Origin of the sequence: Pseudomonas shirazensis, assembly GCF_050496565.1 — a bacterium.
Lineage (GTDB): Bacteria > Pseudomonadota > Gammaproteobacteria > Pseudomonadales > Pseudomonadaceae > Aquipseudomonas > Aquipseudomonas shirazensis_A.
In genome coordinates, this window is record NZ_JBNWAE010000011.1 from 1 (window position 1) to 26,278 (window position 26,278).

Annotated in this window: 25 protein-coding genes and 1 pseudogene; 12 read left to right on the top strand and 14 right to left on the bottom strand. The window is 62.7% G+C overall.

Annotated features, from left to right (window positions below; all coding sequences use genetic code 11):
- Window positions 1-95 precede the first annotated feature (95 nt).
- Complete coding sequence (locus ACQZ2L_RS16650; RefSeq protein WP_430327022.1) at window positions 96-458, bottom strand: YbaN family protein; 363 nt, start codon at window positions 456-458, stop codon at window positions 96-98.
- Between the two features lie 8 nt (window positions 459-466).
- The gene (locus ACQZ2L_RS16655; protein WP_430327023.1) at window positions 467-1,054 is read right to left on the bottom strand and encodes a UPF0149 family protein; all 588 of its coding nucleotides are present in this window, start codon (window positions 1,052-1,054) and stop codon (window positions 467-469) included.
- Between the two features lie 246 nt (window positions 1,055-1,300).
- On the opposite strand from ACQZ2L_RS16655, the gene recQ reads away from it, so the two are divergent.
- Window positions 1,301-3,439 (top strand): DNA helicase RecQ, encoded by a 2,139-nt coding sequence (gene recQ, locus ACQZ2L_RS16660; RefSeq protein WP_430327024.1) that lies wholly within the window; start codon window positions 1,301-1,303, stop codon window positions 3,437-3,439.
- Between the two features lie 148 nt (window positions 3,440-3,587).
- On the top strand, window positions 3,588-4,025 hold the full coding sequence (locus ACQZ2L_RS16665) for a MarR family transcriptional regulator (RefSeq protein WP_101317654.1): 438 nt from the start codon (window positions 3,588-3,590) through the stop codon (window positions 4,023-4,025).
- A gap of 46 nt (window positions 4,026-4,071) precedes the next feature.
- On the opposite strand, the gene ACQZ2L_RS16670 is transcribed toward ACQZ2L_RS16665, so the two are convergent.
- Window positions 4,072-6,258 carry a patatin-like phospholipase family protein gene (locus tag ACQZ2L_RS16670; RefSeq protein ID WP_430327025.1) on the bottom strand — a complete coding sequence of 729 codons (2,187 nt, stop codon included), beginning with the start codon at window positions 6,256-6,258 and terminating at the stop codon, window positions 4,072-4,074.
- A 67-nt stretch (window positions 6,259-6,325) separates the two neighbouring features.
- On the opposite strand from ACQZ2L_RS16670, the gene ACQZ2L_RS16675 reads away from it, so the two are divergent.
- Complete coding sequence (locus ACQZ2L_RS16675; RefSeq protein ID WP_430327026.1) at window positions 6,326-6,607, top strand: SelT/SelW/SelH family protein; 282 nt, start codon at window positions 6,326-6,328, stop codon at window positions 6,605-6,607.
- Here the strand turns inward: ACQZ2L_RS16675 and ACQZ2L_RS16680 are convergent, their stop codons facing one another.
- Window positions 6,608-7,498 carry a DMT family transporter gene (locus ACQZ2L_RS16680; protein ID WP_430327027.1) on the bottom strand — a complete coding sequence of 297 codons (891 nt, stop codon included), beginning with the start codon at window positions 7,496-7,498 and terminating at the stop codon, window positions 6,608-6,610.
- A 159-nt stretch (window positions 7,499-7,657) separates the two neighbouring features.
- Entirely contained in the window at window positions 7,658-7,969 is a 312-nt protein-coding gene (locus ACQZ2L_RS16685) for an Mpo1-like protein (protein ID WP_430327028.1), read from the bottom strand.
- A gap of 154 nt (window positions 7,970-8,123) precedes the next feature.
- On the opposite strand from ACQZ2L_RS16685, the gene ACQZ2L_RS16690 reads away from it, so the two are divergent.
- Window positions 8,124-9,179, top strand: coding sequence for an AraC family transcriptional regulator (locus tag ACQZ2L_RS16690; RefSeq protein WP_430327029.1), 1,056 nt, complete (start codon window positions 8,124-8,126; stop codon window positions 9,177-9,179).
- Here the strand turns inward: ACQZ2L_RS16690 and ACQZ2L_RS16695 are convergent.
- Complete coding sequence (locus ACQZ2L_RS16695; RefSeq protein ID WP_430327030.1) at window positions 9,136-10,590, bottom strand: TrkH family potassium uptake protein; 1,455 nt, start codon at window positions 10,588-10,590, stop codon at window positions 9,136-9,138. The two genes, ACQZ2L_RS16690 and ACQZ2L_RS16695, sit on opposite strands and share 44 nt — an antisense overlap.
- Window positions 10,591-10,738: 148 nt before the next feature.
- On the opposite strand from ACQZ2L_RS16695, the gene ACQZ2L_RS16700 reads away from it, so the two are divergent.
- Window positions 10,739-11,293, top strand: a complete 555-nt coding sequence (locus ACQZ2L_RS16700) for an NAD(P)H nitroreductase (protein ID WP_430327031.1) — start codon at window positions 10,739-10,741, stop codon at window positions 11,291-11,293.
- A gap of 54 nt (window positions 11,294-11,347) precedes the next feature.
- Here ACQZ2L_RS16700 and ACQZ2L_RS16705 read toward each other — a convergent pair whose 3' ends face one another.
- From ACQZ2L_RS16705 to ACQZ2L_RS16730, 6 genes and pseudogenes are all read right to left on the bottom strand, one after another.
- A complete protein-coding gene (locus ACQZ2L_RS16705) occupies window positions 11,348-12,682 on the bottom strand; it encodes a sensor histidine kinase (RefSeq protein WP_430327032.1) in 1,335 nt (444 codons plus the stop codon).
- A 67-nt stretch (window positions 12,683-12,749) separates the two neighbouring features.
- A complete protein-coding gene (locus tag ACQZ2L_RS16710; protein WP_314875957.1) occupies window positions 12,750-13,166 on the bottom strand; it encodes a Spy/CpxP family protein refolding chaperone in 417 nt (138 codons plus the stop codon).
- A 369-nt stretch (window positions 13,167-13,535) separates the two neighbouring features.
- Window positions 13,536-14,213, bottom strand: coding sequence for a response regulator transcription factor (locus ACQZ2L_RS16715; RefSeq protein WP_101317674.1), 678 nt, complete (start codon window positions 14,211-14,213; stop codon window positions 13,536-13,538).
- A gap of 7 nt (window positions 14,214-14,220) precedes the next feature.
- Window positions 14,221-14,322: pseudogene (locus ACQZ2L_RS16720) on the bottom strand (translation initiation factor 2); the annotation flags it as partial.
- Between the two features lie 101 nt (window positions 14,323-14,423).
- Window positions 14,424-14,723 carry a YciI family protein gene (locus ACQZ2L_RS16725; RefSeq protein ID WP_314875955.1) on the bottom strand — a complete coding sequence of 100 codons (300 nt, stop codon included), beginning with the start codon at window positions 14,721-14,723 and terminating at the stop codon, window positions 14,424-14,426.
- Between the two features lies 1 nt (window position 14,724).
- The gene (locus ACQZ2L_RS16730; protein WP_314875954.1) at window positions 14,725-15,321 is read right to left on the bottom strand and encodes a septation protein A; all 597 of its coding nucleotides are present in this window, start codon (window positions 15,319-15,321) and stop codon (window positions 14,725-14,727) included.
- Window positions 15,322-15,388: 67 nt separating this feature from the next.
- Here ACQZ2L_RS16730 and ACQZ2L_RS16735 point away from each other — a divergent pair, with 67 nt between their 5' ends.
- The 6 genes from ACQZ2L_RS16735 to ACQZ2L_RS16760 all read left to right on the top strand — a co-directional run bounded on the left by ACQZ2L_RS16735 (window position 15,389) and on the right by ACQZ2L_RS16760 (window position 21,770).
- Window positions 15,389-16,249, top strand: a complete 861-nt coding sequence (locus tag ACQZ2L_RS16735; RefSeq protein ID WP_430327033.1) for a PHP domain-containing protein — start codon at window positions 15,389-15,391, stop codon at window positions 16,247-16,249.
- Window positions 16,250-16,262: 13 nt separating this feature from the next.
- Window positions 16,263-16,892 (top strand): L-threonylcarbamoyladenylate synthase, encoded by a 630-nt coding sequence (locus ACQZ2L_RS16740; protein WP_430327034.1) that lies wholly within the window; start codon window positions 16,263-16,265, stop codon window positions 16,890-16,892.
- Window positions 16,893-17,002: 110 nt separating this feature from the next.
- The gene (locus ACQZ2L_RS16745; protein WP_430327151.1) at window positions 17,003-17,716 is read left to right on the top strand and encodes a segregation and condensation protein A; all 714 of its coding nucleotides are present in this window, start codon (window positions 17,003-17,005) and stop codon (window positions 17,714-17,716) included.
- A 20-nt stretch (window positions 17,717-17,736) separates the two neighbouring features.
- On the top strand, window positions 17,737-18,501 hold the full coding sequence (gene scpB / locus ACQZ2L_RS16750) for an SMC-Scp complex subunit ScpB (protein ID WP_430327035.1): 765 nt from the start codon (window positions 17,737-17,739) through the stop codon (window positions 18,499-18,501).
- A gap of 142 nt (window positions 18,502-18,643) precedes the next feature.
- Window positions 18,644-19,750, top strand: a complete 1,107-nt coding sequence (rluB, locus tag ACQZ2L_RS16755) for a 23S rRNA pseudouridine(2605) synthase RluB (protein ID WP_430327036.1) — start codon at window positions 18,644-18,646, stop codon at window positions 19,748-19,750.
- Window positions 19,751-20,348: 598 nt separating this feature from the next.
- Window positions 20,349-21,770: an amino acid permease gene (locus tag ACQZ2L_RS16760; protein WP_430327037.1), complete on the top strand. Its 1,422-nt coding sequence runs from the start codon at window positions 20,349-20,351 to the stop codon at window positions 21,768-21,770.
- A 65-nt stretch (window positions 21,771-21,835) separates the two neighbouring features.
- Here the strand turns inward: ACQZ2L_RS16760 and ACQZ2L_RS16765 are convergent, their stop codons facing one another.
- Window positions 21,836-22,720, bottom strand: a complete 885-nt coding sequence (locus tag ACQZ2L_RS16765) for a LysR substrate-binding domain-containing protein (protein WP_430327038.1) — start codon at window positions 22,718-22,720, stop codon at window positions 21,836-21,838.
- Between the two features lie 151 nt (window positions 22,721-22,871).
- On the opposite strand from ACQZ2L_RS16765, the gene ydiJ reads away from it, so the two are divergent.
- Window positions 22,872-25,892, top strand: coding sequence for a D-2-hydroxyglutarate dehydrogenase YdiJ (ydiJ, locus tag ACQZ2L_RS16770; protein WP_430327039.1), 3,021 nt, complete (start codon window positions 22,872-22,874; stop codon window positions 25,890-25,892).
- A gap of 160 nt (window positions 25,893-26,052) precedes the next feature.
- On the opposite strand, the gene ACQZ2L_RS16775 is transcribed toward ydiJ, so the two are convergent.
- Window positions 26,053-26,181 carry a hypothetical protein gene (locus tag ACQZ2L_RS16775; RefSeq protein WP_430327040.1) on the bottom strand — a complete coding sequence of 43 codons (129 nt, stop codon included), beginning with the start codon at window positions 26,179-26,181 and terminating at the stop codon, window positions 26,053-26,055.
- Window positions 26,182-26,278 lie beyond the last annotated feature (97 nt).

A 26,278-nucleotide genomic window follows, 5' to 3' on the forward strand; every position in this document is an offset into this window, starting at 1 on the left:
GCCGCAAAGCGGCCCCGGCTATCCCAATTAGATCAGGGATGTTTCATGATTCGCAAAAATCTCGAAAGGGATGCGGCTAAGGCTAGAGGACTGGGTCAACTGCGGCGCAGGGTCTTCTGCTTGAGGATGTACAGGCTCACCAGCACCGCGCTGGTGAGCATGAATAGCCGCGCCCAGAACAACGGCACCAGATAGCAGGACAAACCGATACTGGCCCACATCAGGCCAATCGCGTAGACCTTGCCCTTGAGCGGGATCCCCTCACCACCGAGGTAGTCGCGGATCCACGGTCCCAGCTGCGGGTGAGTGACCAGCCAGGCGTGGAAGCGCGGCGAGCTGCGGGCGAAACAGGCGGCCGCCAGCAGTAGAAAGGGGGTGGTCGGCAACACCGGCAGGAAAATCCCCACCACCCCCAGCGCAACGCTGAGCCAGCCAGCGGCCAGCAACAGGTAGCGCACGGCTGCTGTCAGTGATGGCGCGGCTTGAGCAGCGCTGGCTTTTCTTCCGGGGCGTGCAGCAGCAGGTACAGTGCGGTCAGGGCTTCCGGAATCTGCACGATCATGTCGTCCTGCAGATTGGCGTCCTTGGCGATGTCTTCAAACTCTGGCTGCTCGTCGAACAGACCCGAACCGACCATGATCGGCAGCAGCATTTCGCTGACTTCTTCTTCGGCGTTCTCGAACCAGGCTTCTTCACGCAGGAACACGCCTTCCATGAAGCCGATGCACCAGCCGCGCAGTTCGGAATCGTCCGGGTCTTCACCCAAGTCGAGGTCGCACGGCAGCTCGAACTCTTCGTCACTGGCCAGTTGACGGCTGATGTGAGCCTTGAGGGCGACCAGTGTGGCTTCGATTTCGACGCGCTGGGCGTCGCTGCTGTATTTGGGCTCTTCGGCAAACAGCGCGTCGATCCATTCGCGGTCAGGAACGACCTCGGAAGTGATCGAAAGCGCGGTCAGGTAGCCGTGGGCGGCGACGTAATCCAGCGCTTCTTCGTGCAGCTCGTCGGCATCGAGGAAGACTTGCAGGCGGGTCAGTTGCTCGGCGAAGGACATTACGGGGCTACCTTGAAGAATAAACGATAACGAATTCTAGCACCTTGCTGCGATCACGGGGCAAAGGGAACGTCTGTCACCGTAGCGTCCTGTAGCACTCGTCGCTGGGGTATAATCCGCGGTTTTCAGCCGGGCACAGTGTTTGTGCGGCCCTTGGCAAAAGCTGCTTACGCATTCGCGCGTGTGCCGGACGAGTTTATCGTCCAGCCTGTGTTCGGGAATGATACGGCGATTTCGGAGTTTGCAATGCTCGAACAGGCTCAGCGCGTCCTCAAGGACATCTTCGGCTACGACAGTTTCCGGGGGCGCCAGGCAGCGATCATCGAATGTGTGGCCAATGGTGGCGACGCCCTGGTACTGATGCCTACCGGCGGCGGCAAGTCGCTGTGCTTCCAGGTGCCTGGGTTGTTGCGCCCGGGTTTGACCGTAGTGGTATCGCCGCTGATCGCCTTGATGGACGATCAGGTTGCCACCCTCGATGAACTTGGCGTGGCCGCGGCAGCCCTGAACTCGACCCTGAGCGCCGAGCAGCAACGTGAACTGGCCGGGCGCTTGCGCCGCGGCGAGGTCAAGATGCTCTACCTGGCCCCCGAGCGGCTGGTGCAGCCACGTATGCTCGAGTTCCTGCAGGGCCTCGACGTGTCGCTGTTTGCCATCGACGAAGCGCACTGCGTATCGCAGTGGGGCCATGACTTCCGGCCTGAGTACCTGCAACTGGGGCAGTTGGCCGAGCAGTTCCCGCATGTGCCGCGTATTGCCCTGACCGCCACCGCCGACATGCGTACCCGCGAAGAAATCGTACAGCGTCTGCACCTGCAGGGCGCCGAGCGCTTTCTGTCGAGCTTCGACCGACCGAATATCTTTTACCGCATCGTGCCCAAGGAAGCGCCGCGCAAACAGCTGATGGCGTTTCTTGGCGAGCGCCGCGGCAACGCCGGGATCGTCTACTGCCTGTCACGCAAGAAGGTTGACGAAACTGCGGCGTTTCTCTGCGAACAGGGCTTTCCGGCACTGTCCTACCATGCCGGCCTGGCTGCCGAAACCCGTGCCAGCAACCAGCGCCGCTTCCTCAACGAGGAAGGCCTGATCATGGTTGCGACCATTGCCTTTGGCATGGGCATCGACAAACCCAACGTGCGCTTCGTGGCCCATCTTGACCTGCCCAAATCGCTCGAGGCTTATTACCAGGAGACCGGTCGTGCCGGTCGTGACGGTTTGCCCGCCGACGCCTGGATGGCTTACGGCCTGCAAGACATGGTCATGCTCAAGCAGATGTTGCAGAACTCCGAAGGTGACGAGCGTCACAAACGGGTCGAGCAGCACAAACTCGACGCCATGCTGGCCCTGTGTGAAGAAACCCGCTGCCGCCGACAGTCGCTGCTGGCCTACTTCGACGAAGTCCTCGAACAGCCTTGCGGTCACTGTGACAACTGCGTCGACAAGGTGCAGACCTGGGACGCAACCGAGCCCGCGCGCCAGGCCCTGTCGGCGGTGTTTCGTACCGGTCAGCGCTACGGCGTTGGTCATCTGGTCGATGTGCTGCTGGGCAAGGACAACGAGAAGATCCGCAGTTTTGGCCACGAGAAGCTCTCGGTCTACGGCGTCGGCAAATCCCTGAGTGAGCATGAGTGGCGCTCGCTGTTCCGCCAACTTGTCGCACGCGGCCTGGTCGACATCGACCTGGAAGGCTACGGCGGCTTGCGTCTGTCCGACAGCTGCCGGCCGTTGCTGCGTGGCGAGGTCAACCTGCAGCTGCGCCGCGACCTCAAACCGCAGACCAGCGCCAAGAGCTCCAGCGGCGGCAGCCCGGCCAGCCAGCTGGTGCGTGGCGAAGAGCGCGAAATGTGGGAGGCCTTGCGCACCCTGCGGCGCAAGTTGGCCGAAGAGCACAGCGTACCGCCGTACGTCATCTTTCCCGATTCGACCTTGCTGGAAATGCTCCGCAGCCAGCCTGCCAGCCTTGCCGATATGGGCCAGGTCAGTGGCGTTGGTGCGCGCAAGCTGGAGCGCTATGGCCAGGCGTTTCTTGAGGTGCTCAACGGTGGCGAGAGCGCGCCGGCGCCGAAGGCGGTGCCCGACCTGCGCCATGAACTGGTAAGCCTGGCACGGGCGGGCATGACGCCGATGCAGATTGCCAGCCAGCTTAACTGCAGCGAGAAGAATGTCTACAGCCTGTTGGCCGAGGCGCTCGGCCGGCAGGAACTGAGCCTTGACCAGGCGTTGGATTTGCCCGAAGACCTGATGATGGAAGTGCAGGATGCCTTCCTCGATGGCGAGGGCGAGCTACCCGCGGTGGCAGCTATTGCACCTCAATTTGCCCAGCGCGTGCCGGAGGGTGTGCTGTATTGCATCCGCGCTGCGCTGGCGGCAGAGTTTGAGCTGTAACCAGGCGCGATGCCGCTGGGTGCGGCATCTGGCTGATCCTTGTCATATTTTTTGATGATTATCGGACATTTCCGTGGCGGCCAGCCTTGCCTGGAGCGCAATGCCATGATTAGCTGGCTAATAATTAGTTCTATCCATCGAGTTGTTTATGCCGCTTACCGACAACCAACACCGCTTTGGCATGCAACTGGCCCAGATGTCCCGGGGCTGGCGCGCTGAACTGGATCGCCGACTGGCCGGGCTGAATCTGTCTCAGGCTCGCTGGTTGGTGCTGTTGCACCTCGCTCGCTTCGCCGAGGCGCCGACCCAGCGTGAACTGGCGCAGAGCGTCGGCGTTGAAGGCCCGACCCTGGCGCGCCTGCTCGACAGCCTGGAAACCCAGGGTCTGGTGCGCCGCCAGGCGGTGCTGGAAGATCGTCGTGCCAAAAAAATTCTGCTCTGCCCACCCGCCAAGCCACTGATCGAGCAAATCGAAACCATCGCCAACCAGCTGCGTACCGAACTGTTCAGTGGGGTAGACGAGGCTGACCTGGATATCTGCATGCGCGTCCACGCAAAGATTCTCGGTAACCTGGAAAAATCCTGAGGCGACGCCAGGGCTGCCATGCAGAGACAGCCCCGGCCGCGTTCAATCAGAACGTGTGGCCCAGATTCAGATACACCGCTTTCTGCTGCTCGCTGTTGGCCCCATAACTGAGGTTCAACGGCCCTAGCGGCGTCTCCAACCCTAAAAATATGCTCGCGGCATTGATGTAGCCACTGTCGAACTCGTTGTCGTTGTTCCAGGCCCGGCCGCGTTCGAGCGAGCCGCCGATGTACAGCGGGAAGTCCAGCGGCAGGTAGGCGCGTGGCGTCAGGCGCCGGTAATAGACCATTCGCATCAGGCTGATGTTCTGCCCCGACACCGAATCCTGACGGAAGCCCGACAGTTGCCGTGCACCACCGAGCACGAAGCTTGAGGTAACCACGTCGGCGTCGTTCAGCGTGCGCCCGTAGCGCCCGCCAAGCACCAGCGTATCGGCGCCGCTGCTGAGTGCCTTGTCCACGTTCAGCTCCCACTGACGATAGTTGCTGTCCGAATCCAGCGACTTGTCGTAGTTGCGCAGGGTCAGGCCGATGTCTTCGCCGCTGTGCGGGAAGTACACGTTGTCCAGCGTGTCGAACGAGTACCTGAGCTCGTAGTAGCCCTCGTTGAAGCTGACCGAGGGCAGGTCCTGATCGCCAATGCGAACTTCGGCTTTGCCCCAGGCCTTGCCCACCCCTGCACGCACTTCACCATAGGTACCGATCTGGCGCCCGAGGTTGATGCCGAAGGCGTAACGCTCCAGGCGATACTCGGCGATCGGGTCGCTGTCCAGCGTGGCTTCGATGTTCTGTGAGCCCAGATCCAAATACGGCGCGACGAAATATCGCGAGCCGATGTCCAGTGGCTGGTAGAACTCGCTGTACAGCTCTTGCTGGTCGCCGATCTGCGCCCGCGTCAGCCATTCGCCGCCCAGCCGATTGATGCCGTTGATGCGGTAGCTGGCGCCGAGGTTGAAGGCGCTGTCGCCGCGCATGTCGTCCGACAGGTTGAGGCCCAGGCGTAGGTAGTCGGTACCGCCGCGTTTGCCGCTGGCCTTGATCACCAGGGTGTTGTCGTCGCCCTTGTGCACCACGCGGTACTGCACACCGTCAAAGTAATCCAGGCCATACAGGGTACCCATGTCGGTCTGCAGACGCTCCAGCTCCAGTGGCTCGCCAATCGGCTGGCGAACGTAGTAGCGGATCACGTCGTCACTGACCTTCGAATCATTCTCGACCTTGATTGCGGTAATCACCGGGGTGCGCTGGCGCGGTGAACGGGCCATGGCTAGCTGGGTATCGCCCTCAGCCTGGCGCAGCGTAGCCAGCCGGGCATCGAGGGCGCGGGTGGCGCGGTAGCCGGCCTCGATCATCTCGGCGGTGCGGCCGAAGTCAGTGACGCCGAATGCCGCCAAGGGCGGCTGAATCAGGATGTCATCGCGGTGCAGGTTGGCCAGTTGCTCTTCGGAGTTGCGCCGGGTCATCAGGGTGATCGACTGGTTGAGCACATCCACCACCGTGTTCAATTGCTTGCGGTCGCGCAACGGCGTACCGATGTCGACCACAATGGCCAGATCGACGCCCATCCCGCGGGCGACATCCAGCGGGATGTTGTCGACCATGCCGCCGTCGACCAGCAGGCGCCCGTCCATCTCGACCGGGGCGAACACCGCCGGGATCGACATGCTGGCGCGGATCACCTGCGGCAGGTGGCCACGGCGGAACACCACTTTTTCGCCACTGGCGATATCGGTTGCGACGGCGCGAAAGGGGATGGGCAATTTGTCGAAGTCGCGGGTATCTGCGGTGTGGGCCAGTTTGCTTTCCAGCAGCAAGGCGAGGTTCTGCCCCTGGATCACACCCAGCGGCAGGCCCAGGCTGCCGTCGTCGCGAAAGCTCAGCTTCTGCTTGACCAGAAAGTCGCGGTCATCCTGCTTGCGCCGGAACGGCACGTCCTTGCGCGGTGGCGCATCGGACAGCGCCTGCTGCCAGTCGAGTGTGGTGGCGAGTTTTTCCAGCTCTTCGACGCTGTAGCCCGACGCATACAGGCCACCAATGACCGCACCCATGCTGGTGCCGGCAATGGCATCGACGCGCACGCCTTGCTCTTCCAGCGCCTTGAGCACGCCGATGTGCGCCAGGCCCCTGGCCGCGCCGCCAGACAGCACCAGGCCGACCTTGGGGCGGGTATTTTCGGCAGCTGTGATCGGCAGGCAGGTGAGCAGCAGCATCAGGCACAACAGCAAGCGGTGCATCGTCCAGTCTCAAAGCAGAGGGAAAGGCCGCTAGTATAAGCGGCCACCACTCTGGAGATACGTGATCATGCCTGCGAGCAAGCCCGAAATAGTTATCAATTATTGCACCCAGTGCCAATGGCTGCTGCGCGCCGCCTGGCTGGCGCAGGAGTTGCTCAGCACCTTTGCCGACGATCTGGCCCGGGTCGCGCTGGAGCCGGGCACCGGTGGCGTGTTCCGGGTCAGCTGCAACGGTGTGCAGATCTGGGAGCGCAAGGCCGATGGCGGCTTCCCTGAGGCCAAGCAGCTCAAGCAGCGCGTACGCGACCAGATCGACCCGCAGCGCGACCTCGGCCACAACGATCGCTGATCAGCTGTTCTGGGTTGCAGGCTTGGCGGCGCTGGCCGGCTCGCTGGCCAGGCGGCTGGAGAGAATGATCGCCAGCACGATCAAGGCGCCTCCGGCGAGCATGGTCAGCGAGGGCCGCTCGGCAAATAGCGCCCAGGCCACGGCGATGCCATACACCGGCTCCATGCCGAACACCACGGCGGCGGTGCGCGCCTTGATCACCGCCAGCGCAGCGACGAACAGGCTGTGTGCAATGCCCGTGCAGAACACCCCAAGCAGGCCGATCCAGAGCCAGTCGACGGCGCGAACGTCGGCCAGGCCTGGGGCTGCAAACGGCAGCAGGCACAACGCTACCACCAGGTTCTGCCAGAGCGCTGCCTGCGCCGCCGGCAAGCGGGCGCCACCCGCGCGGTTGGTCAGCGACAACAGTGAGAACAGCAACCCCGACAGCAAGGCCCAGAGCAAGCCACTGGTGGCCTCGCTGGCCAGGTCGAAGGCGGGTGTGACGAGGATCAGGCCGATGCTCACCAGCACGACCAGCATCAGCTCGTTGCGACGGATACGCTCGCGAAACAACAATCCTTCGAGGATTACCGTGAAGGCCGGGAAGCTGGCAAAGCCCAGGGTAGCGATAGCCACACCGGCAACCTTGACCGCGATGAAGAAGCTCACCCAATGGCCGGCCAGCAACACGCCCCCAAGCAGCAAACGGCGCACATCAGGGCCTTTGAGTGGTTGCCAGGTCTGGCGCGTGAGCTGGGCAAACAGGCCGAGCGCCAGCACGGCAAAAGCGGCACGACCAAAAACGATGATGGCCGGGCTGGCCGAGACAGCGAGCTTGCCGAAAACACCGGTCAGGCCGAACAGCAGCGCGCCGATGTGCAGAGCGCCGAGCGCGGTGCGGGGTGTCATGGGAGTCCTTGATGCGGACCGCTGGCGATCACGTATGACGTGTGGAGCAGCGGTAGCTAGAGACAGGTGCAAGCCAGTTTAAGCGCAAGCGGGGGCGCTGTCTGTCGCAGATTTCCTGCCCCAATGCTACGCATCAACGCATACGCGGCGTCCAGGACGCTACAAGCTGACTTTGCCCAGCAGAATATCGCGGAACATGGCGAAATCGCCGATCAGGCTATACCAGGGATGCTGGAACGTCGCCGGACGGTTCTTCTCGAAGACAAAGTGCCCGATCCAGGCGAAGCCATAGCCGGCAACCGGGATCAATAACAGCAGCAACCATTTGCCGCTGGCAATGGTGTAGGCGAGCAGTGCTATCACCAGGCTTGTGCCGACGAAGTGCAGACGCCTGCAGGTGGGGTTGCTGTGCTCGCCGAGGTAGAAGGGGTAGAACTCGGCAAAACTGCGAAACTGCGCTGTGCGGTCCATTACTCTGCTCCCTGAACAACTGCTTATGGCGTGGGTACACGGCGTGGAGCCTGATTAGAGTCTAGAGTCATAGGCAAAGCGGGCCAGTGACAATAAGCGCCAATTGAGTATCCTTGGCATTCACCGCAGGAGCGGTCAGCACAAGAAGCCGGTTATGAGTGAGAGAACCACATCCGCCAGTTGGGCATCGGGCATCGTCAAGGCCCTCGAGCTGGAAGGCCTCGACTGCCGGGCCATGTTCAAGGAGCTCGGCCTGGACTTCGCCGCGCTGGATGACCCGGACGCGCGCTTCCCGCAGGATTCAATGACCCGTCTGTGGCAATTGGCGGTCGAGCTGTCGGGTAACCAGGCGATCGGCTTGAACATGGCACGGGTGGTACGTCCTGCATCCTTTCATGTGGTCGGTTATGCGCTGATGTCCAGCCGTACCCTGGCCGAGGGCTTCGAGCGGCTGGTGCGCTACCAGCGGATCATCGCTGAAAGCTCGGACCTGAGCTTCCGCCTCGGGCCTGAGGGTTACTCGCTGGTGCTGACCGTGCACGGCGACCACCTGCCGCCAACCCGCCACAGTGCCGAAGCCTCGCTGGCGTGCGCGCTGGCGCTGAGCAAATGGTTGAGCGGGCGACCGATCCAGCCGCGGCGCGTGCTTATCCAAGGGCCACAGCCTGACGACATCGAGCCTTACAAGGTGGCGTTTCATTCGCCGCTGGTATTTGGCGCTGCACAAGACGCGTTGGTGTTCGAGCGGGCTGACATGGAAGCGCCGCTGCCCACTGCCAATGAAGCCATGGCGGTGTTGCATGACCGCTTTGCCGGCGAATATCTGGCCCGCTTCTCGGAAAGCCGCGTCACCCACCGGGTGCGTCAGGTGTTGTGCCGGATCCTGCCCCAGGGCGAGCCCAAGCGCGAAACCGTGGCGCAGGCGCTGCACATGTCCCAGCGCACCCTGCAGCGGCGTTTGCAGGAGGAGGGCACCAGTTTCCAGACGCTGCTCGACGACACCCGTCGCGAGTTGGCCGAGCAGTACCTGGCCCAGTCAGGCATGACCCTGCTCGAAACCGCCTACCTGCTTGGCTTCTCCGACCCGAGCAATTTCTACCGGGCGTTTCGCCGCTGGTTCGACGCCACCCCCAGCGAGTACCGCTCGCGCTTGGGCGCCGAGGCCGTCAGTGACGCCAGAACGCCGGCATACATAGAACCAGCACGGTGATGATTTCCAGCCGGCCGAGCAGCATGCCGCCGGCCAGGATCCACTTGGCGGCATCCGGTAACGTTGCGTAATTGCCCGCAGGGCCAATCACCTCACCCAAGCCCGGGCCTACGCCGGACACAGTGCCGGCTGCGCCGGTCAGCGCCGTCATCCAGTCCACCCCCAACAGCGACAGCAGCAGGGCGATCACGCAGATGGTGATGGCGAAGAAGAACGAGAAGGTCAGAATCGAGCGGACGATCTCTTCATCCAGACGATGGCCGTTGTACTTCTGCTTGATCACCGCACGCGGGTGAATCAGCTGATTGAGGCTGGCCTTGAGCAGGATGTAGGCGACCTGAAAGCGGAAGATCTTGATCCCGCCGGCCGTCGAGCCGGAGCAGCCACCGATAAAGCCCAGGTAGAAAAACAGCATCAGCGAGAAATTGCCCCACAGGCTGTAATCGCCCAGGGCGAAACCGGTGGTGGTGACGATCGAGGTAACGTTCAGCGCGACGTGGCGCAGGGCATCCAGCCAGTGCAGTTCGGTAGTTGCCCAGTACCAGGTGCCCAGTACCAGCCAGGTTGCTACCAGCAGGCCCAGCAAGCCCTGCACCTGTTGATCCTTGAACAGCGCCCGGCGGTTGCCGCGCAGCGTCGCCACATACAGCGTGAACGGCATGCTGCCGAAGATCATCACCACCACTGCAACCCAGTGCACCGCTGGGATGTCCCACTTGGCCAGGGACAGGTCCGAGGTGGAAAAACCGCCGGTGGAGATCGCCGACATGGCGTGGTTGATCGCATCGAACAGGCTCATGCCTGCCCACCAGAATGCCAGGCTGCCGAGGAAGGTAATGCCGACGTACACCAGCACGATCGACTTGGCGACCATGTGCGAGCGCGGCATGACCTTCTCCGAGCGGTCCGAGGACTCGGTCTGGAACAGGCGCATGCCACCGATGCGCAGCAGCGGCAAGATCGCCACCGCCATCGCGATGAAGCCGATACCACCCAGCCAGTGCAGCATCGAGCGCCACATGAGAATGCCAGGGGACATGGTGTCCAGCCCGCTCAACACCGTGGCACCGGTGGCGGTAATCCCCGACATGCTCTCGAAGAAGGCGTTGGTATAGCTGATGTGCTGAGTCAACAGGAACGGCAAGGCTGCGAACACACAGACGATCAGCCAGCTGCTGACCGTGAGCAGGTACATGTCCCGTGGGCGCAGGTGCACATGTTCGGGGCGGCCGGGGATGATCAGCGCCAGCCCGGCAATAAACGTGATCAGGCTCGACCAGAGAAACGACGGCATGTCGCCGGTGCGTTCGAACACCAGCAGTGTGGCCATCGGTACGACCATGCTGACCGCCAGGGTGATCAGGAAGATGCCGATGATGAAACCAATGATTCTTAAGGTCGGCAACGCCATGTGATCTGCTCTGACTCGAATCGGAAAGGGCGCCATTCTACCTGTGGGGCTGGTTAAGTAAACGCCCTTGGCGAATGGCGCGGTGCTGCCATGGCAGGCGCCGATAGTGCAGAATGGCAGCACTTTTTATCTGCCAGGAGGGTAGCCGATGGAGGCTCTCGACGCATTGCTCAACCGTGTATCCGTGCCACGCCTGACCGAGCCGGCGCCCAATGCGGCTCAACGCGAGGGGTTGTTCCAGGCGGCGTTGCGCGCGCCTGACCACGGCCAGTTGCGCCCATGGCGCTTCTTGACCATCGAGGGCGAGGGGCTGGCAAAGCTCGGTGAGCTGTTTGCCGAAGCTGTGGCCAAAAAGGGCGACGCCAGCCAGGCCGCACTGGACAAGGCGCGCGCCATGCCGTTGCGCGCGCCACTGCTGATCGTGGTCATTGCGCGCCTGCAGGAGCACTTCAAAGTGCCCAAGTCCGAGCAGCGGCTGGCCGCCGGTTGCGCAGCCCACGGCATCCTCATCGCCGCCCATGCGCAAGGCATCGGCGCTGTCTGGCGCACCGGCGACCTGGCCTTCGACGCCCATGTTCACCAAGGCCTGGGGCTTGAGCCCAACGAGGAGTTAATCGGCTACCTGTACCTCGGCACGCCGCTCAACGAGCCACGCACCCCGCCTGTGCTGGACACGGCCGACTTCGTCCGCGCCTGGGGCTGAGTCGTGCAAGGGGCGCCCTGCGCCCCGTCGCTTTCTGTGTAAAGGAGCGCTCGATCAACTGCCGACGACGGCCGTGACCGGGAACTCCAGACGAGCAACGAAGCCTCCCTGGGCATGGTTGCTCAGGATCAGGCTGCCCCCATGCCGCTCGGCAGCACGCCGGGCAATCGCCAGGCCCAGTCCGTGGCCGGCGGAATCCTGCCCCGGTGCACGGAAGAACGGCTCGCCGAGTTGCGCCAGATACTCCGGCGCAACCCCTGGGCCATGGTCACGCACGGTAATCAGCACCCGCTGCTGCTCGAGCCTGGCGCTGATCTCGATCGGTTTGCCGCTGGGATTGAAGCGCAAGGCGTTGCGCACCAGGTTATCCACGGCGCGCTCGACCAGCGTCGGCCAGCCCTGCAAGGAAAGCCCCGGCGCGGCTTCCAGGCGAATCTCCTGCTCCGGCGCACTCAGTTGGGCATCCTTGCGCACACTGCCCAGCAGCGCGTTGACGTCAATCGGCTCGACCAATGCCTGTTCGGCATCGACTCGGGCCAGGGCAAGAATCTCGCTAATCAGGTCTTCCAGCCGGTCGCATTCGCGGGTCAGGCGCGGCCACAGGGCTTGGCGCTGCTCGGGTTCCGCGCGTTCGGCCAGCGCCAGGGCGATGCGCAGGCGCGCCAGCGGTGAGCGCAGCTCATGTGAGACGTCGCGCAGCAACTGGCGCTGGCTGCCGATCAAACTCTGCAGGCGCGCGCCCATCTTGTTGAAGTCGGTCGCCAGCACGCCGAACTCGTCACGCCGGGCCGCCAGTTGGGCCAGGCTGTTCTGCTGGTAGCTGGTCTGTCCAAGGTCATGCACAGCGCCGCGCAGGCGGCTCAGCGGGCGGGTAATCGACAGCGTCACCAGCAGGCTGAACAAGGTCAGCACCACCAGGGCGATGCCGAGCGCGCTGAGTGGCCAGAGCAGGCTCTCGCGGTGCCAGGCATCCAGCTCCGGGTGCGGGATACGGTAGATCAGCAGGTAGGTCTCGCCGCTGTTGGGGCTGGTGTATTCCTCGGTCAATCGGCGCCACGGCAAGCGTCGCTGGTCATTGTGCTGGCGCGCTTCAAAATCCGCCGCACGGCGTGGGAAGGTGCCCGGCACCACGGCATCACCGGCGTCGTTGAGCACCTGCACATCGACCTTGTAGCGCTGCTTGCGCCGTTCCAGAAAACGCTGGGCCGAGGCCACGCCATCCTGTTCATAGTGCTGCGCCCAGCCGCTGGCCAGGGTATTCAGGCCCGGGTGACGGCTGAGGATCCAGTTGTCCTGGTTGAGCATATGACCAAGCAGGATCGACAGCCCTGCGACCAGGGCGATGGCTAGCCAGAAACTGGCCAGGATGCGCCAGAACAATGAACGCAAGACGCGCACCTCCACAAACGAGAAAAGCCCGGCCCGCTTCTGAGCGGGCCGGGCAGTGGGTTACAGCTTACTGAGCCTTGCCGGCTTTTTCAGCTTTCCAGGCCTGGAATTCCTTCCATTCAGCCTTGCGTGCAGCGCGTTCTTTCTGCTGCGCGTCGAACATCTTCTGTTGCTCGGGCTTGAGCAGGCCGCGGATCTCGCTGTCGGTCTTGTCGTGACGGGCCTTGAGCTCGTCCTGCATGGCCTTTTTATCGGCCGCCGGCAGTTTGTCCAGGTAGCGCTTGGTGATCTCGCGCTGGGCTTTCATGCCATCGCCCTTGAGCTTGCCGATCTGCTGGCGTTGCTCCGGGGTCAGCTCGAGCTGGGCGTAAGGCGCATTGCCGCGGTGATGCGGGCCGTCGTGACGTGGGCCGCCGTCTGGCATGGCCATGGCTACGGTTGGCAGGGCAGCGGCGAACATCAGAGCGATCAGGGTCTTGCGCATGGTGTTTCTCCTCTCATGGGCCGGTTGTTACCGGATGAGCCCAGTTTAGGGAGATCAAGGTCAGGCGCAGTCAGGTCTAGGTAAAGGCAAGGTAAAGAGGTTGCAGGGCGTTGTGGCGCTCTAGAGCCATCGCTTTCAAGATCTTTGGAATTGATTCTCGACTTTAGTCTGCTGGGCCCGCTTTGCGGGCCTTTCGCGACACAAGGCCGCTCCTACACTGACCGCGTATTACCTACTGGCGCGGTCCCCTGTAGGAGCGGCCTTGCCGGGGCGCCGGGCCGGTCGGAAAGGGCTGCAAAGCAGCCCCAGCTATCCCAGATTGGATCAACGATATCTCGTAACGCGCATTGCCTGGATCTGCTGCAACGCTCAGAGGCTGTAGTAATAGCCACGGCTGCGCAGGGCGACGATGCGCGGGCGGCCGTCGGGGTGGGGGCCGACTTTACGGCGCAGGTTGCTGACGTGCATGTCCAGGCTGCGGTCATACAGCGTCAGTTTGCGGCCAAGGCTGATCTGGGCCAGCTCCTGCTTATCCAGCGGCTCACCCGGCTGGCGCAACAGCGCCTCCAGAATGCGGCTCTCGGACAGGGTCAAGGTCATCTCGCGACCTTCGACGCTGACCACGCCACGGGCCGGGCTGAACGCCAGGTCGCCGATTTCCACCTGGCTGCTCGGCGCTGCCGGATGGCTGCGGCGCAATACAGCGCGCAGCCGGGCGGTCAGCTCGCGCGGGTCGCAGGGTTTGGCCAGGTAATCGTCGGCGCCCAGTTCCAGGCCGAGGATCCGGTCCAATGGCTCGCCACGTGCCGAGAGCATCAGCACCGGCAGTTCGGCGTGCTCGCTGCGCAACTGCTTGAGCAGCTCAAGACCGCTGCCATCAGGCAGCATCACGTCCAGCACCACGGCCGCTGGCGCGCATTCGGCCAGGGCCTGACGCGCACTGCGGCCATCATGGCAAGCCCGCACTACAAAACCTTCCTGGGTCAGCCAGCTGCAAAGCAGCTCGCAGAGCTCCTGGTCATCATCAATCAGTAACAGCTCGCTCATGACTCACTCAATTCAACCATTGACGGCGTCTTCTGTGTCCGCCAGTGGCAAAGATACCGCAGACTACCGAGAACAGTGCAACGTCTGCGCCAATTACGCAGCACATTTGTAGGTTCGGCGGTGTTTACTGAGGGGGTATCGGCCGCTCGTCGGATTGGATGAGGGCGATTGGATGCCGGCCCGGTGGGCAGGGCCGGCAGATACAGCGGGTTATGGCATGACCTGCTTGAACGGCTTGACCACTACCTTGTCATACACGCCCGCAGCCACGTACGGGTCAGCATCGGCCCAGGCTTGCGCTGCCGCCAGGCTATCGAACTCGGCGACGATCAGGCTGCCGGTGAAGCCGGCAGCGCCCGGGTCATTGCTGTCGATGGCCGGGTGCGGCCCGGCCAGGACCACGCGGCCTTCACCCTGCAGCTGCTGTAGGCGCTCGATATGCGCAGGGCGCGCGGCCAGGCGTTTGTCCAGAGAGTTGGCGACGTCGCTGGCGATGATGGCGTAGAGCATGTCAATCCTCGGTCTTGGGGGTAGTTGAGTCGCTGTCGTGCAGGTGGCGCGACAGGTAAACGCCTTGGGCGACCAGGAAGATCACGGTCATGCCGAGGCTGCCGAACACTTTGAAGTCCACCCAGAAGTCCTGGAAGGTAAAGGCCACGAACAGGTTGGCCGCACCGCAGATCAGGAAGAAGCAGATCCAGGCCATGTTCAGCCGTGCCCAGATCGCGTCCGGCAGGGTCAGGGCGTGGCCCATGATGCGTTTGATCAGCACCCGGTCACCGATGAAGTAGCTGCCGGCAAAGGCCAGGGCAAACAGCCAGTTGACCACCGGGGCTTTCCATTTAAGGAAGGTTTCGCTGTGGAAGGCCAGGGTCAGACCGCCAAACAGCAGGCAGGCCACCAAGGTCAGCCATTGGCCTTTTTCCAGCTTGCGCTGGCGGATCAACAGCGCGCCGTAGACCACCAGCGAGCTTGCGATCAGTACCGCAGTGGCGCTGTAGATACCGCCGAATTCGAAGCTGTGACCGGCCACTTCGAGTGGGCGTGGGTCGAGCTTGTAGACGATGAAAAACAGCAGCAACGGAATGAAATCGACGAATTGTTTCACAATGGCAGCCAGAAGCGGGATGTGACGGCATAATATCAAACATCGATTCCAGCGAAAGCGCTCCTCCATGAATGTTGATCTGCACTGTCACAGCACGGCCTCCGACGGCGCCCTGGCGCCTTCGATTCTGGTCGCCCGGGCCCACGAGCACGGCGTGCAGACCTTCGCCTTGACCGATCACGATACTATCGAAGGCCTGCCCGAGGCCCGCCAGGCCTGCCTTGAGCGGGGTATGCACTGGGTCAGCGGCATCGAGTTGTCGTGCACCTGGGGCGGCGCGACCATTCACATATTGGGTTACGATTTTCCCCTCGATGCACCGCCGTTGCTCAGCGCCATCGAAGCCTTGCACCGTGGTCGCTGGCTGCGCGCCGAAGAAATCGATCGACGCCTGGCTGCCAAGGGCATGCCCAACACCCTCGAAGGTGCTCGCGCGGTGCAGCAGGAGCTCGGCGACAGCGGCAATGCTCCGGCGCGGCCGCACTTTGCCGACTATCTGGTACGTGCCGGACACGTCAAGGACCGCGGCGAAGCGTTTCGCAAGTGGCTGGGTGCCGGCAAGTTGGGCGATGTGAAGCTGCATTGGCCTACACTCGAGGAAACTGTCGCGACCCTGCGCCAGTCCAACGCATGGGTAAGTCTGGCGCATCCGATGCACTACGAGCTGACCCGCAGCAAGCGTAGACGGCTGATTGCCGACTATATTCAAGCAGGCGGGCAGGCACTTGAAGTGGTCAACGGCATGATGCCGGCTGAGCAGGTGGGCACCATGTCCATCCTTACCCGTGAGTTCGGCCTGCTGGCAAGCGCTGGCAGTGATTTCCACGGCCCCGGCACCTGGGGCGAGATCGGTGCCTATCGGCCATTGCCTGAGGACCTGCCACCTCTGTGGCGTCGATTCAAGCATGAGCAGCCTATGGCGGTTTGAACAGGACGACTTAGTGAGCCAATTTTTCCAGATTCATGCGGAGAACCCGCAAGCGCGCCTGATCAAACAGGCCGTTGAAATCATTCGCAAGGGTGGGGTGGTGGTCTATCCAACCGACTCCGCCTATGCCATGGGTTGCCAGATCGGCGATAAGAGCGCCATCGAACGGGTGCGCCGTTTGCGCCAGCTCGACAAGAACCACAACTTCACCCTGCTGTGCTGCGACCTGTCGCAAATGGGCCTGTTTGCCAAGATCGACACCTCCACGTTCCGCCTGCTCAAGGCGCACGTACCGGGGCCGTATACCTTCATCCTCAATGCCACGCGCGAAGTGCCGCGCCTGCTGCTGCATGAAAAGCGCCGCACCATCGGCTTGCGCGTGCCGTCCAATCCGATCGCGCTGGCGTTGCTGGCCGAGCTGGGCGAGCCATTGATGAGCGTCAGCCTGATCATGCCCGGCGACGAAGAGCCAATGAATGACCCCTACGAGATCCGCCAGGCGCTGGAACATCACGTCGACCTGATCATTGATGGCGGTTTTGGCAATGTCGAAGGGTCGACGGTGATCAACCTCAGCGGTGACGAGCCTGAAGTAATCCGGGTTGGCTGCGGCGATCCGACGCCGTTCCTGGTGGATGCGTGAATCAACTGGCGCAGCCCGAAGCGGCGGCCAGCGACCTTTCGGTACCGCAACAGCTACAGCTAGCGCTGGTGTATGGCGAGGCGGTTACCGAACTGCCGCTGGACCTGTACATCCCGCCGCATGCGCTTGAAGTGATTCTTGAGGCATTTGAAGGCCCGCTCGATCTTCTGCTGTACCTGATTCGCAAGCAGAACATCGACATCCTCGACATTCCCGTCGCGGAAATCACCCGCCAGTACATGACCTACGTCGAGCTGATGAAGTCGGTGCGCCTCGAACTGGCCGCAGAATACCTGCTGATGGCCGCCATGCTGGCCGAGATCAAGTCGCGCATGCTGTTGCCGCGTTCCAGCGAGATTGAAGAGGAGGAGGGCGACCCGCGGGCCGAGCTGATCCGCCGCTTGCAGGAGTACGAGCGCTTCAAGGCCGCAGCCGAGGGTATCGACACCCTCGCTCGGGTTGGCCGCGACGTAATCATTCCCAAGCTCGACGCACCGCAGGCACAGGTGCGCAAGCTGCTGCCTGACGTCAGCCTGGAAGAGATTCTGCTGTCGATGGCTGAAGTCATGCGCCGCAATGACCTGTTCGAGAGCCACCAGATCAGCCGCGAAACACTCTCCACCCGCGAGCGCATGAGTGAGGTGCTGGAGCGCCTCAAGGGCGGGGCTTTTGTGCCCTTTGTCGAGCTGTTCAGCGTCGAAGAGGGCAAACTCGGCGTGGTGGTCACCTTCATGGCGATTCTGGAGCTGGTTAAGGAATCGCTGATCGAACTGGTGCAGAATGAGCCCTTCGCCCCGATCCACGTCCGTGCGCGGACCGACTGAAACAAGCCGACCCAACCCCAATGAACCTGAATGAACCGCGCGACCTGGCGTCGCTGATCGAGGCCTTTCTGCTGGCCTCGGGCAAGCCGCAATCGCTTGAACGGCTGTACGAGCTGCTCGATGAAACCGAGCGTCCGGCACCGGCTGTCTTCAAGAAAGCCCTTGATCTGCTGGCCAAGTCCTGCAATGGCCGCGCCTTTGAGCTCAAAGAGGTCGCCAGTGGCTATCGTCTGCAGGTCCGCGAGAACTTTGCGCCGTGGGTGGGCCGGCTGTGGGAAGAGCGGCCTCAGCGCTATTCCCGCGCCTTGCTTGAAACCATGGCGCTGATAGCCTATCGCCAACCCATCACTCGCGGCGAGATCGAAGACGTGCGTGGTGTGGCGGTCAACACCAACATCGTCAAAACGCTGATGGAGCGCGAGTGGATCCGCATCGTCGGTTACCGCGAAGTGCCGGGGCGGCCAGCGATGTTTGCCACTACCAAGGCGTTTCTCGATCATTTCAATCTGAAGAGCCTCGACCAGTTGCCGGCTCTGGCCGAGCTTCGCGAGATGGAGCCCGAGCCCCTGCTTGACCCTGACGACGCCCCGGTGCCAGCGCATCTGCAGGCGTTGGCTGATGCCAGTCTGGGCGAGCAAGAGGCGGGCGAGGCGCCGACCGAAACCAGCTTCCGCAGCCTGTTGGTCGAGCTGGATGCGATGGAAGAAGGTCTGAAAATTGATTTTGAAGACCTGCCCGAGGCGCAGCCGGATCCGTTGCCCGAAGATGACGCCGAACTGAGTTGACCGTTCGGCGCAAAGCCTGGCTGCCTGCGTAAAAGGCGCTACTCTGCAGTGCGCCTGGCTGATGAACCGCGTATAGTGCGCGCCCCTCTGGCTCATTCGTGGCCAGATACCGCATTTCATTCTTACACCGGGAGGTGCCCAGATGAGTGACAAAGAGCTGCTCGATACCCAACCTATTCCTCCATCCGGCGAAAAACTGCAAAAAGTTCTCGCCCGCATCGGCGTGGGCTCGCGTCGGGATGTCGAGGCCTGGATCAGCCAGGGCCGGATCAAGGTCAACGGCGTTGCCGCAACCCTTGGCCAGCGTGTCGACATGCATGACGCGATCTCGGTCGATGGCAAGCTGATCAAGCGTGTGGAGGCTTCCGAAGCCACCCGCCGGGTGATCATGTACAACAAGCCCGATGGCGAGATCTGCACCCGTGACGACCCGGAAGGCCGTCCAACCGTGTTCGATCGCCTGCCGCGCCCGAAAGAGGGCCGCTGGATCAACATCGGTCGCCTCGACATCAACACCACCGGCCTGCTGCTGTTCACCACTGACGGCGAATTGGCCAACCGCCTGATGCACCCATCCTACGAGATGGACCGCGAGTACGCGGTGCGTGTGCGCGGCGAAGTCGATGACGAAATGCTCGACCGCCTGAAGGCTGGTGTAGTGCTTGAAGATGGTCCGGCAAAGTTCACCGACATCCAGAAAGCGCCGGGTGGCGAAGGCTTCAACCATTGGTACCACTGCGTGGTGATGGAAGGCCGTAACCGCGAAGTACGTCGCCTGTGGGAGTCGCAAGGAGTGATCGTCAGCCGTCTGAAGCGCGTGCGCTTCGGTCCGGTGTTCCTCAACTCCGACCTGCCGATGGGCCGCTGGCGCGAAATGAGCCAGTACGAAATCGACATCCTTGCCGCTGAAGTGGGCCTGCAGCCGGTGGCGCTGCCGACCTTGAACCTCAAGGCCAAGGACAAGATGGAGCGTATGCAGCGCAAGTCCAGCCGTCCGCTGGGCCGTGGCGAGCGTGTACGCAATCTGCGCCCAGCGCAGGAAGGCCAGGCCGAGCGCCCGGCCCGTGCGCCGCGTGAAGACAGCGCTGCTGCGCGCAAGGGCAGCCGTGCTCCGGCCGCCAGTGCGGTGGCCGAGCGTCCAAGCGATGTCCGCAAGCGCAGCAACAAGCCTGATGGTGCCCGCACCAGTGGCGGTCGTCCAACCGGTGGCAAGCCTGCTGGTGGTGGTCGCGGCAAGCCGCGCGGCTGATAGCGTGTGATCTGGGGCGCGCAGCGGCCCCAGTTCGCTCAAGCCCAAACACCCAGGCGCAATGCCTGGCAACTTTTCCATCCGCCTCGTAAAGAAATCCTTACGCAATCACCCGATTCTCAAAGCTAACGCCCAGCGCGTAACGCAAACTTGCCAAACCCCCGCCCCAGAGCCCTCCCTGCACCCAATCAGCCCCTTGCCCAGTCCCCCGCAACACGCTGATATAGCCCCATGCCCTGTGCACAGCCCGGCCAAAGAGCCCGGCTAATAAAACAACAAATGGAGGCGCAATGTACGCCGATCAGTTTGCCACAACTGGCTATTCCCACCGGATCGGTGCGCTTTTCCTACAGGAAATGACGCATCGCGTTGACGCCTGCGCGCTTGCGAGGGTATACAATGCGCCGCGTTTTACCTGTGACCCCCTTGCGTACCGCGCATTTCTGCTGACTCCCGGCTGACCGATCCTGGGCCTGTTGCCCGTCGCGTCCCGTGAATCCAGAAAAAATCCAAGGTAACCACCTTGCCCATTCCGCTGCGCCACGAGTGCGGTGGGTCCGATTCCGTCACAGATAAAAACAAGCAGGTGACTTCGTTCATGAGTGGACAAATCAAGCAGTCAGGCGAGCTCAAGCGGGGCCTGAAAAACCGCCACATCCAGTTGATCGCCCTCGGCGGCGCGATTGGTACCGGCCTGTTCCTCGGCTCGGCCGGGGTAATGGCCTCTGCCGGACCATCGATGATCCTCGGCTACGCCATCTGCGGCTTCATTGCCTTCATGATCATGCGCCAGCTCGGCGAGATGATCGTCGAGGAGCCTGTGGCAGGTTCCTTCAGCCACTTTGCGCACAAGTACTGGGGCGGTTTTGCCGGCTTCCTGTCGGGCTGGAACTGCTGGGTGCTGTACATCCTGGTGGGCATGTCGGAGCTGTCGGCAGTGGGCAAGTATGTCCATTACTGGTGGCCCGAGATCCCGACCTGGGTCACTGCGGCGGCGTTCTTCCTGCTGATCAACGCCATCAACCTGATGAACGTGAAGGTGTTCGGCGAGACCGAGTTCTGGTTCGCGATCATCAAGGTCGTGGCCATCGTCGGCATGATCGGCCTGGGCGCCTACATGCTCACCTCGGGCAGCGGTGGCCCGGAAGCGTCGGTCACCAACCTGTGGGTGCACGGCGGATTCTTCCCCAATGGCGTCACGGGGCTGGTGATGGCGCTGGCGATCATCATGTTCTCGTTTGGCGGCCTGGAGATGCTCGGTTTCACAGCGGCCGAGGCTGACAAGCCGAAAACCGTTATCCCCAAGGCGATCAACCAGGTCATCTACCGCATCCTGATCTTCTATATCGGTGCGCTGGTGATCCTGCTCTCGCTGACCCCTTGGAACGCCCTAGTCGCAAGCATCGAAGCCGCCGGCGGCAGCTATGGCAGCAGCCCATTCGTGCAGGTGTTCTCGCTGCTGGGTAGCGACGTCGCCGCGCACCTGCTCAACTTCGTGGTCCTGACTGCGGCGCTGTCGGTGTACAACAGCGGCACCTACTGCAACGCACGCATGCTCTACGGCATGGCCGAGCAGGGCGATGCGCCGGCCGGCCTGGCCAAGATCGACAAGCGCGGCGTGCCCGTTCGTTCGATCCTGGCTTCGGCTGCGGTCACCCTGGTAGCGGTCCTGCTCAACTACTTCATGCCGCAGCATGCGCTCGAGCTGCTGATGTCGCTAGTCGTGGCCGCGCTGGTGATCAACTGGGCGATGATCAGCTTCTCGCACCTCAAGTTCCGCCAGCACCTTGACCGTACTGGCCAGAAACCGCTGTTCAAGGCGTTGTGGTACCCCTACGGCAACTACCTGGTGATGGCTTTTGTGGTGCTGATTCTCGGTACCATGCTGATGATCCCGGGTATCCAGGTCTCGGTCTACGCCATCCCGGTATGGTTGCTGGTGATGTATGTGGCCTATGTCCTCAAGGGCGGCAAACGTGCCGGTCCTGCCGAGGCAGCTGTGGAAAGCGTGGCCAAGTAGCGCTCGCGGCCTTACGCAAAACCCGATGTCAGGTCACTGGCATCGGGTTTTTTATTGGCTGGGGTTCAGATCTGCGCCAGCAACCAGCTACGGAATGCCCGCAGCGATGGCAGCGCTTCGTTGCGCGGCGGATAGATCAGGTAGTAGCTGCGCTGGCTGGCAAAGGCTGCCCCCGGGCTGTACAGCTCGCCCTTGGCCAACTCTTCTTCGACCAGAATCCGCGGCACCAGGCCAATGCCGATGCCGGCGCGCACCGCCTGGATCAGGTGTGAGGTCAGCTCGAAGCTCGGCCCCAGGCGCATCGATCGGTGTGGCAGCTCGTGATGGGAGAACCACTCGCCCCATGCATGAGGGTTGTTGGCCACGTTCAACAGTACTTCCTGGCTGATCCGCGTTGGGTCCCACTGCTGGCCGTCGCGGGCAGCGTCCGGCGGCAAGATCACCAGCAGTTGCTCGGCATGCAGGCGATGGCAGATCAGGCCGGGCACGTCATTGCTGGCCACGCCGATGGCGGCGTCGATCTCGCTGGTGTCGAAATTGATCGCTTCGATGCGCGAATGAATATGCACCAGCATGCCCGGGTGCGCCGCGTAGAACTCATGCAAGCGCGGCAGCAGCCATTTCGAGCCGAAGGTGGGCAGGGTGGCCAAGCGCAGGGTGCCCACGCCGGACTGGTAGGCCAAGGCCTGCAGGGTCGCGCTGCGAATGCGCCCGAGCGCCTCGCTGAGCTCGCCCTGGTACAGCCGGCCGACGTCGGTGAGCTGCACCTGGCGGCCCTCGCGGCGAAACAGGGTCAGGCCCAGTTGCTGTTCCAGCGCCTGGACCTGGCGGCTGACCGCGCTCTGGGTCAGTGACAGCTCGGCGGCGGCGCGGGTGTAGCTCTCATGCCGTGCAGCTGCCTCGAAGGCCAGCAGCAGTGACATCGATGGCGTCAGGTGGCGGTAATTCATTCATAAAGCTCATCAATAGCGGCAGGAATATCCGTTTGCCCCCAGCGGCAAACTACAGGAACATTGGCCTATTCGTCATCAGTGCCTGCGCGATGCATGCCGCAATGACAGGTTTACCGTGAATCAGCCCATATCAAAAGGCCATCCAACGATGATCGCCCAGTTGCACACCAGCGCGCCTGCCGCCAATTATCCAGAATTCCTCGAAGCCCTGCGTGGCAGTGGCTTCGCCGGCCAGATCAGCGCCGATTACGCCACCCGTACCGTGCTTGCGACCGACAACTCGATCTATCAGCGCCTGCCGCAGGCGGCGGTGTTCCCGTTGCACGCAGACGACGTGGCCAAGGTCGCAGCCCTGATGAGCGAGCCGCGCTTTGCCGGCATCAAGCTGACCCCGCGCGGCGGCGGCACCGGTACCAATGGCCAGTCGCTGACCGATGGCATCATCGTCGACCTGTCGCGGCACATGAACAACATTCTCGAAATCAACGTCGAAGAGCGTTGGGTGCGGGTCCAGGCGGGCGTGGTCAAAGACCAGCTCAATGCTGCACTCAAACCGCACGGGCTGTTCTTCGCGCCCGAGCTGTCTACCTCCAACCGCGCCACCGTCGGCGGCATGATCAACACCGATGCCAGCGGCCAGGGCAGTTGCACCTACGGCAAGACCCGTGACCACGTGCTCGAACTGCACAGCGTGCTGCTCGGCGGCGAGCGCCTGCACAGCCTGCCGATCGATGACGCGGCGCTTGAGCAGGCCTGTGCCGCACCCGGCCGCGCCGGTGAGGTGTACCGCATTGCTCGCGACATTCACGAAACCCAGGCAGAACTGATCGAGACGACTTTCCCCAAGCTCAATCGCTGCCTGACCGGCTACGATCTAGCGCACCTGCGCGACGAGCAGGGCCGTTTCAACCTCAACAGCGTGCTGTGCGGCGCCGAGGGCTCGCTGGGCTATGTGGTCGAAGCCAAGCTCAACGTGCTGCCGATCCCCAAATACGCAGTGCTGGTCAACGTGCGCTACAGCAGCTTCATGGACGCCCTGCGCGATGCCAATGCGCTGATGGCGCACAAGCCGCTGTCGATTGAAACGGTCGATTCCAAGGTACTGCTGCTGGCGATGCAGGATATCGTCTGGCACAGCGTCGCCGAGTACTTCCCGGCGGATGCCGAGCGGCCAACCCTGGGCATCAACCTGATCGAGTTCTGCGGTGATGACCCTGCCGAGGTGAATGCCCGGGTACAGGCCTTCATCGGCCATCTGCAGACTGACAAGGGTGTAGAACGGCTCGGCCACACCCTGGCCGAGGGCGCCGAGGCAGTCACTCGCGTGTACACCATGCGCAAGCGCTCGGTCGGCCTGCTGGGCAATGTCGAGGGCGAAGTACGCCCGCAGCCGTTTGTCGAAGACACCGCCGTGCCGCCTGAGCAGTTGGCCGACTACATCGCCGAGTTCCGCGCGCTGCTCGACAGCTATGGCCTGGCCTATGGCATGTTCGGCCACGTCGATGCCGGTGTATTGCACGTGCGCCCGGCACTGGACATGAAAGACCCGGCCCAGGCGGCGCTGGTCAAACCGATCTCGGATGCGGTGGCAGCACTGACCAAGCGCTATGGCGGCCTGCTCTGGGGCGAGCATGGCAAAGGCCTGCGCTCGGAATACGTGCCGGAGTATTTCGGCGCGCTGTACCCAGCCTTGCAGCGCCTGAAGGGCGCATTCGACCCGCATAACCAGCTCAACCCGGGCAAGATCTGCACCCCGCCGGACAGCGCCGAAGGCCTGACCAAGGTCGATGGCGTGACCCTGCGTGGCGACCTCGACCGGACCATCGACGAGCGCGTCTGGCAGAGCTTTGGCAGCGCGGTGCACTGCAACGGCAACGGCGCCTGCTACAACTACGACCCCAACGACGCCATGTGCCCGTCCTGGAAGGCCACCCGCGAGCGCCAGCATTCGCCCAAGGGCCGTGCCTCTTTGATGCGCGAGTGGCTGCGCCTGCAAGGGGCGGCGGATATCGACGTGCTGGCGGCGGCGCGCAACAAGGTCTCCTGGCTCAAGGGCTTGCCGATGCGGCTGCGCAACAACCGTGCGCAGCAGCAGGGTCAGGTCGACTTTTCCCACGAGGTGTACGACGCCATGGCTGGTTGCCTGGCCTGTAAATCCTGCGCAGGGCAGTGTCCGATCAAGGTCAACGTGCCGGACTTCCGCTCACGCTTCCTTGAGCTGTACCACGGCCGTTACCAGCGGCCACTGCGCGACTACCTGATTGGCTCGCTGGAATTCAGCATCCCGTACCTGGCCCACGCGCCCGGTCTGTACAACGCGGTGATGGGCTCGAAGTGGGTCAGCAAGCTGCTGGCCGACAAGGTCGGCATGGTCGACAGCCCATTGATCAGCCGCTTCAACTTCCAGGCGACGCTGACCCGTTGCCGCGTGCAGATGGCCACTGTGCCGACCCTGCGCGAATTGACCCCGGCCCAGCGTGAGCGCAGCATCGTGCTGGTGCAGGATGCCTTCACCCGCTACTTCGAAACGCCGCTGCTGGCCTCGTTCATCGAGCTTGCCCATCGCCTCGGTCATCGAGTTTTCCTCGCGCCCTACAGCGCCAACGGCAAGCCGCTGCACGTGCAGGGCTTCCTCGGAGCGTTCGCCAAGGCGGCGATTCGCAACGGCAGCCAGCTCAAGGCGCTGGCCGACTGTGGCGTGCCATTGGTGGGCCTGGACCCGGCCATGACCCTGGTGTATCGCCAGGAATACCAGAAGGTCGAGGGGCTGCAGGACTGCCCGAAAGTGCTGTTGCCGCAGGAGTGGCTGATAAATGTGTTGCCTGAACAAGCGCCAGCCGCTGGCGCCAGCTTCCGCTTGATGGCGCACTGCACCGAGAAAACCAACGTACCGGCCAGCACTCGGCAATGGGAGCAGGTCTTTGCACGTATGGGCCTGACATTGGTCACCGAGGCCACCGGCTGCTGTGGCATGTCTGGCACTTATGGGCATGAGGCGCGCAACCAGCAGACCTCACGGACTATCTTCGAGCAGTCGTGGGCGACCAAGCTGGATAAACAGGGCGAGCCCCTGGCGACTGGCTATTCCTGCCGCAGTCAGGTCAAGCGCCTGGCTGACAAACAGTTGCGCCATCCGCTCGAAGTCGTGCTGCAGTTTGCCCTTCGCTGAGTTTCAGCGAGGGTAGGCGGGAGTCATGGAGAGGTGACCGCAGGAGGGCGCGGTAGGTCTGGCTGATGAGGCTGGGCTTGCCGGCGGCATTCTGGACGGTGTGAAAACGTGATGAAGTGGGGTTTCCCGTGTTCAGCCGTTTTCACACTGCCGTGCGCGGTTATTCCTGATCAGCGCTGGATGTATCGTCGCCATTCTGCTCGACGGCTGGCGTCGGTTCAGCGTGGGCGGCAACGGTGTGCTCTTCGGGGTTCAGGCTTGGGAAGGGATGATTCGGGATCTCATGCATCTCGTCGTCCTCGCAAGTGTGAGTTGAAAAGGCTGCGCCAGGCGCGTGTGTGGCTTTGAAAAAGCTTGGGCAGGATACAGCAGTCGACATGACAGTT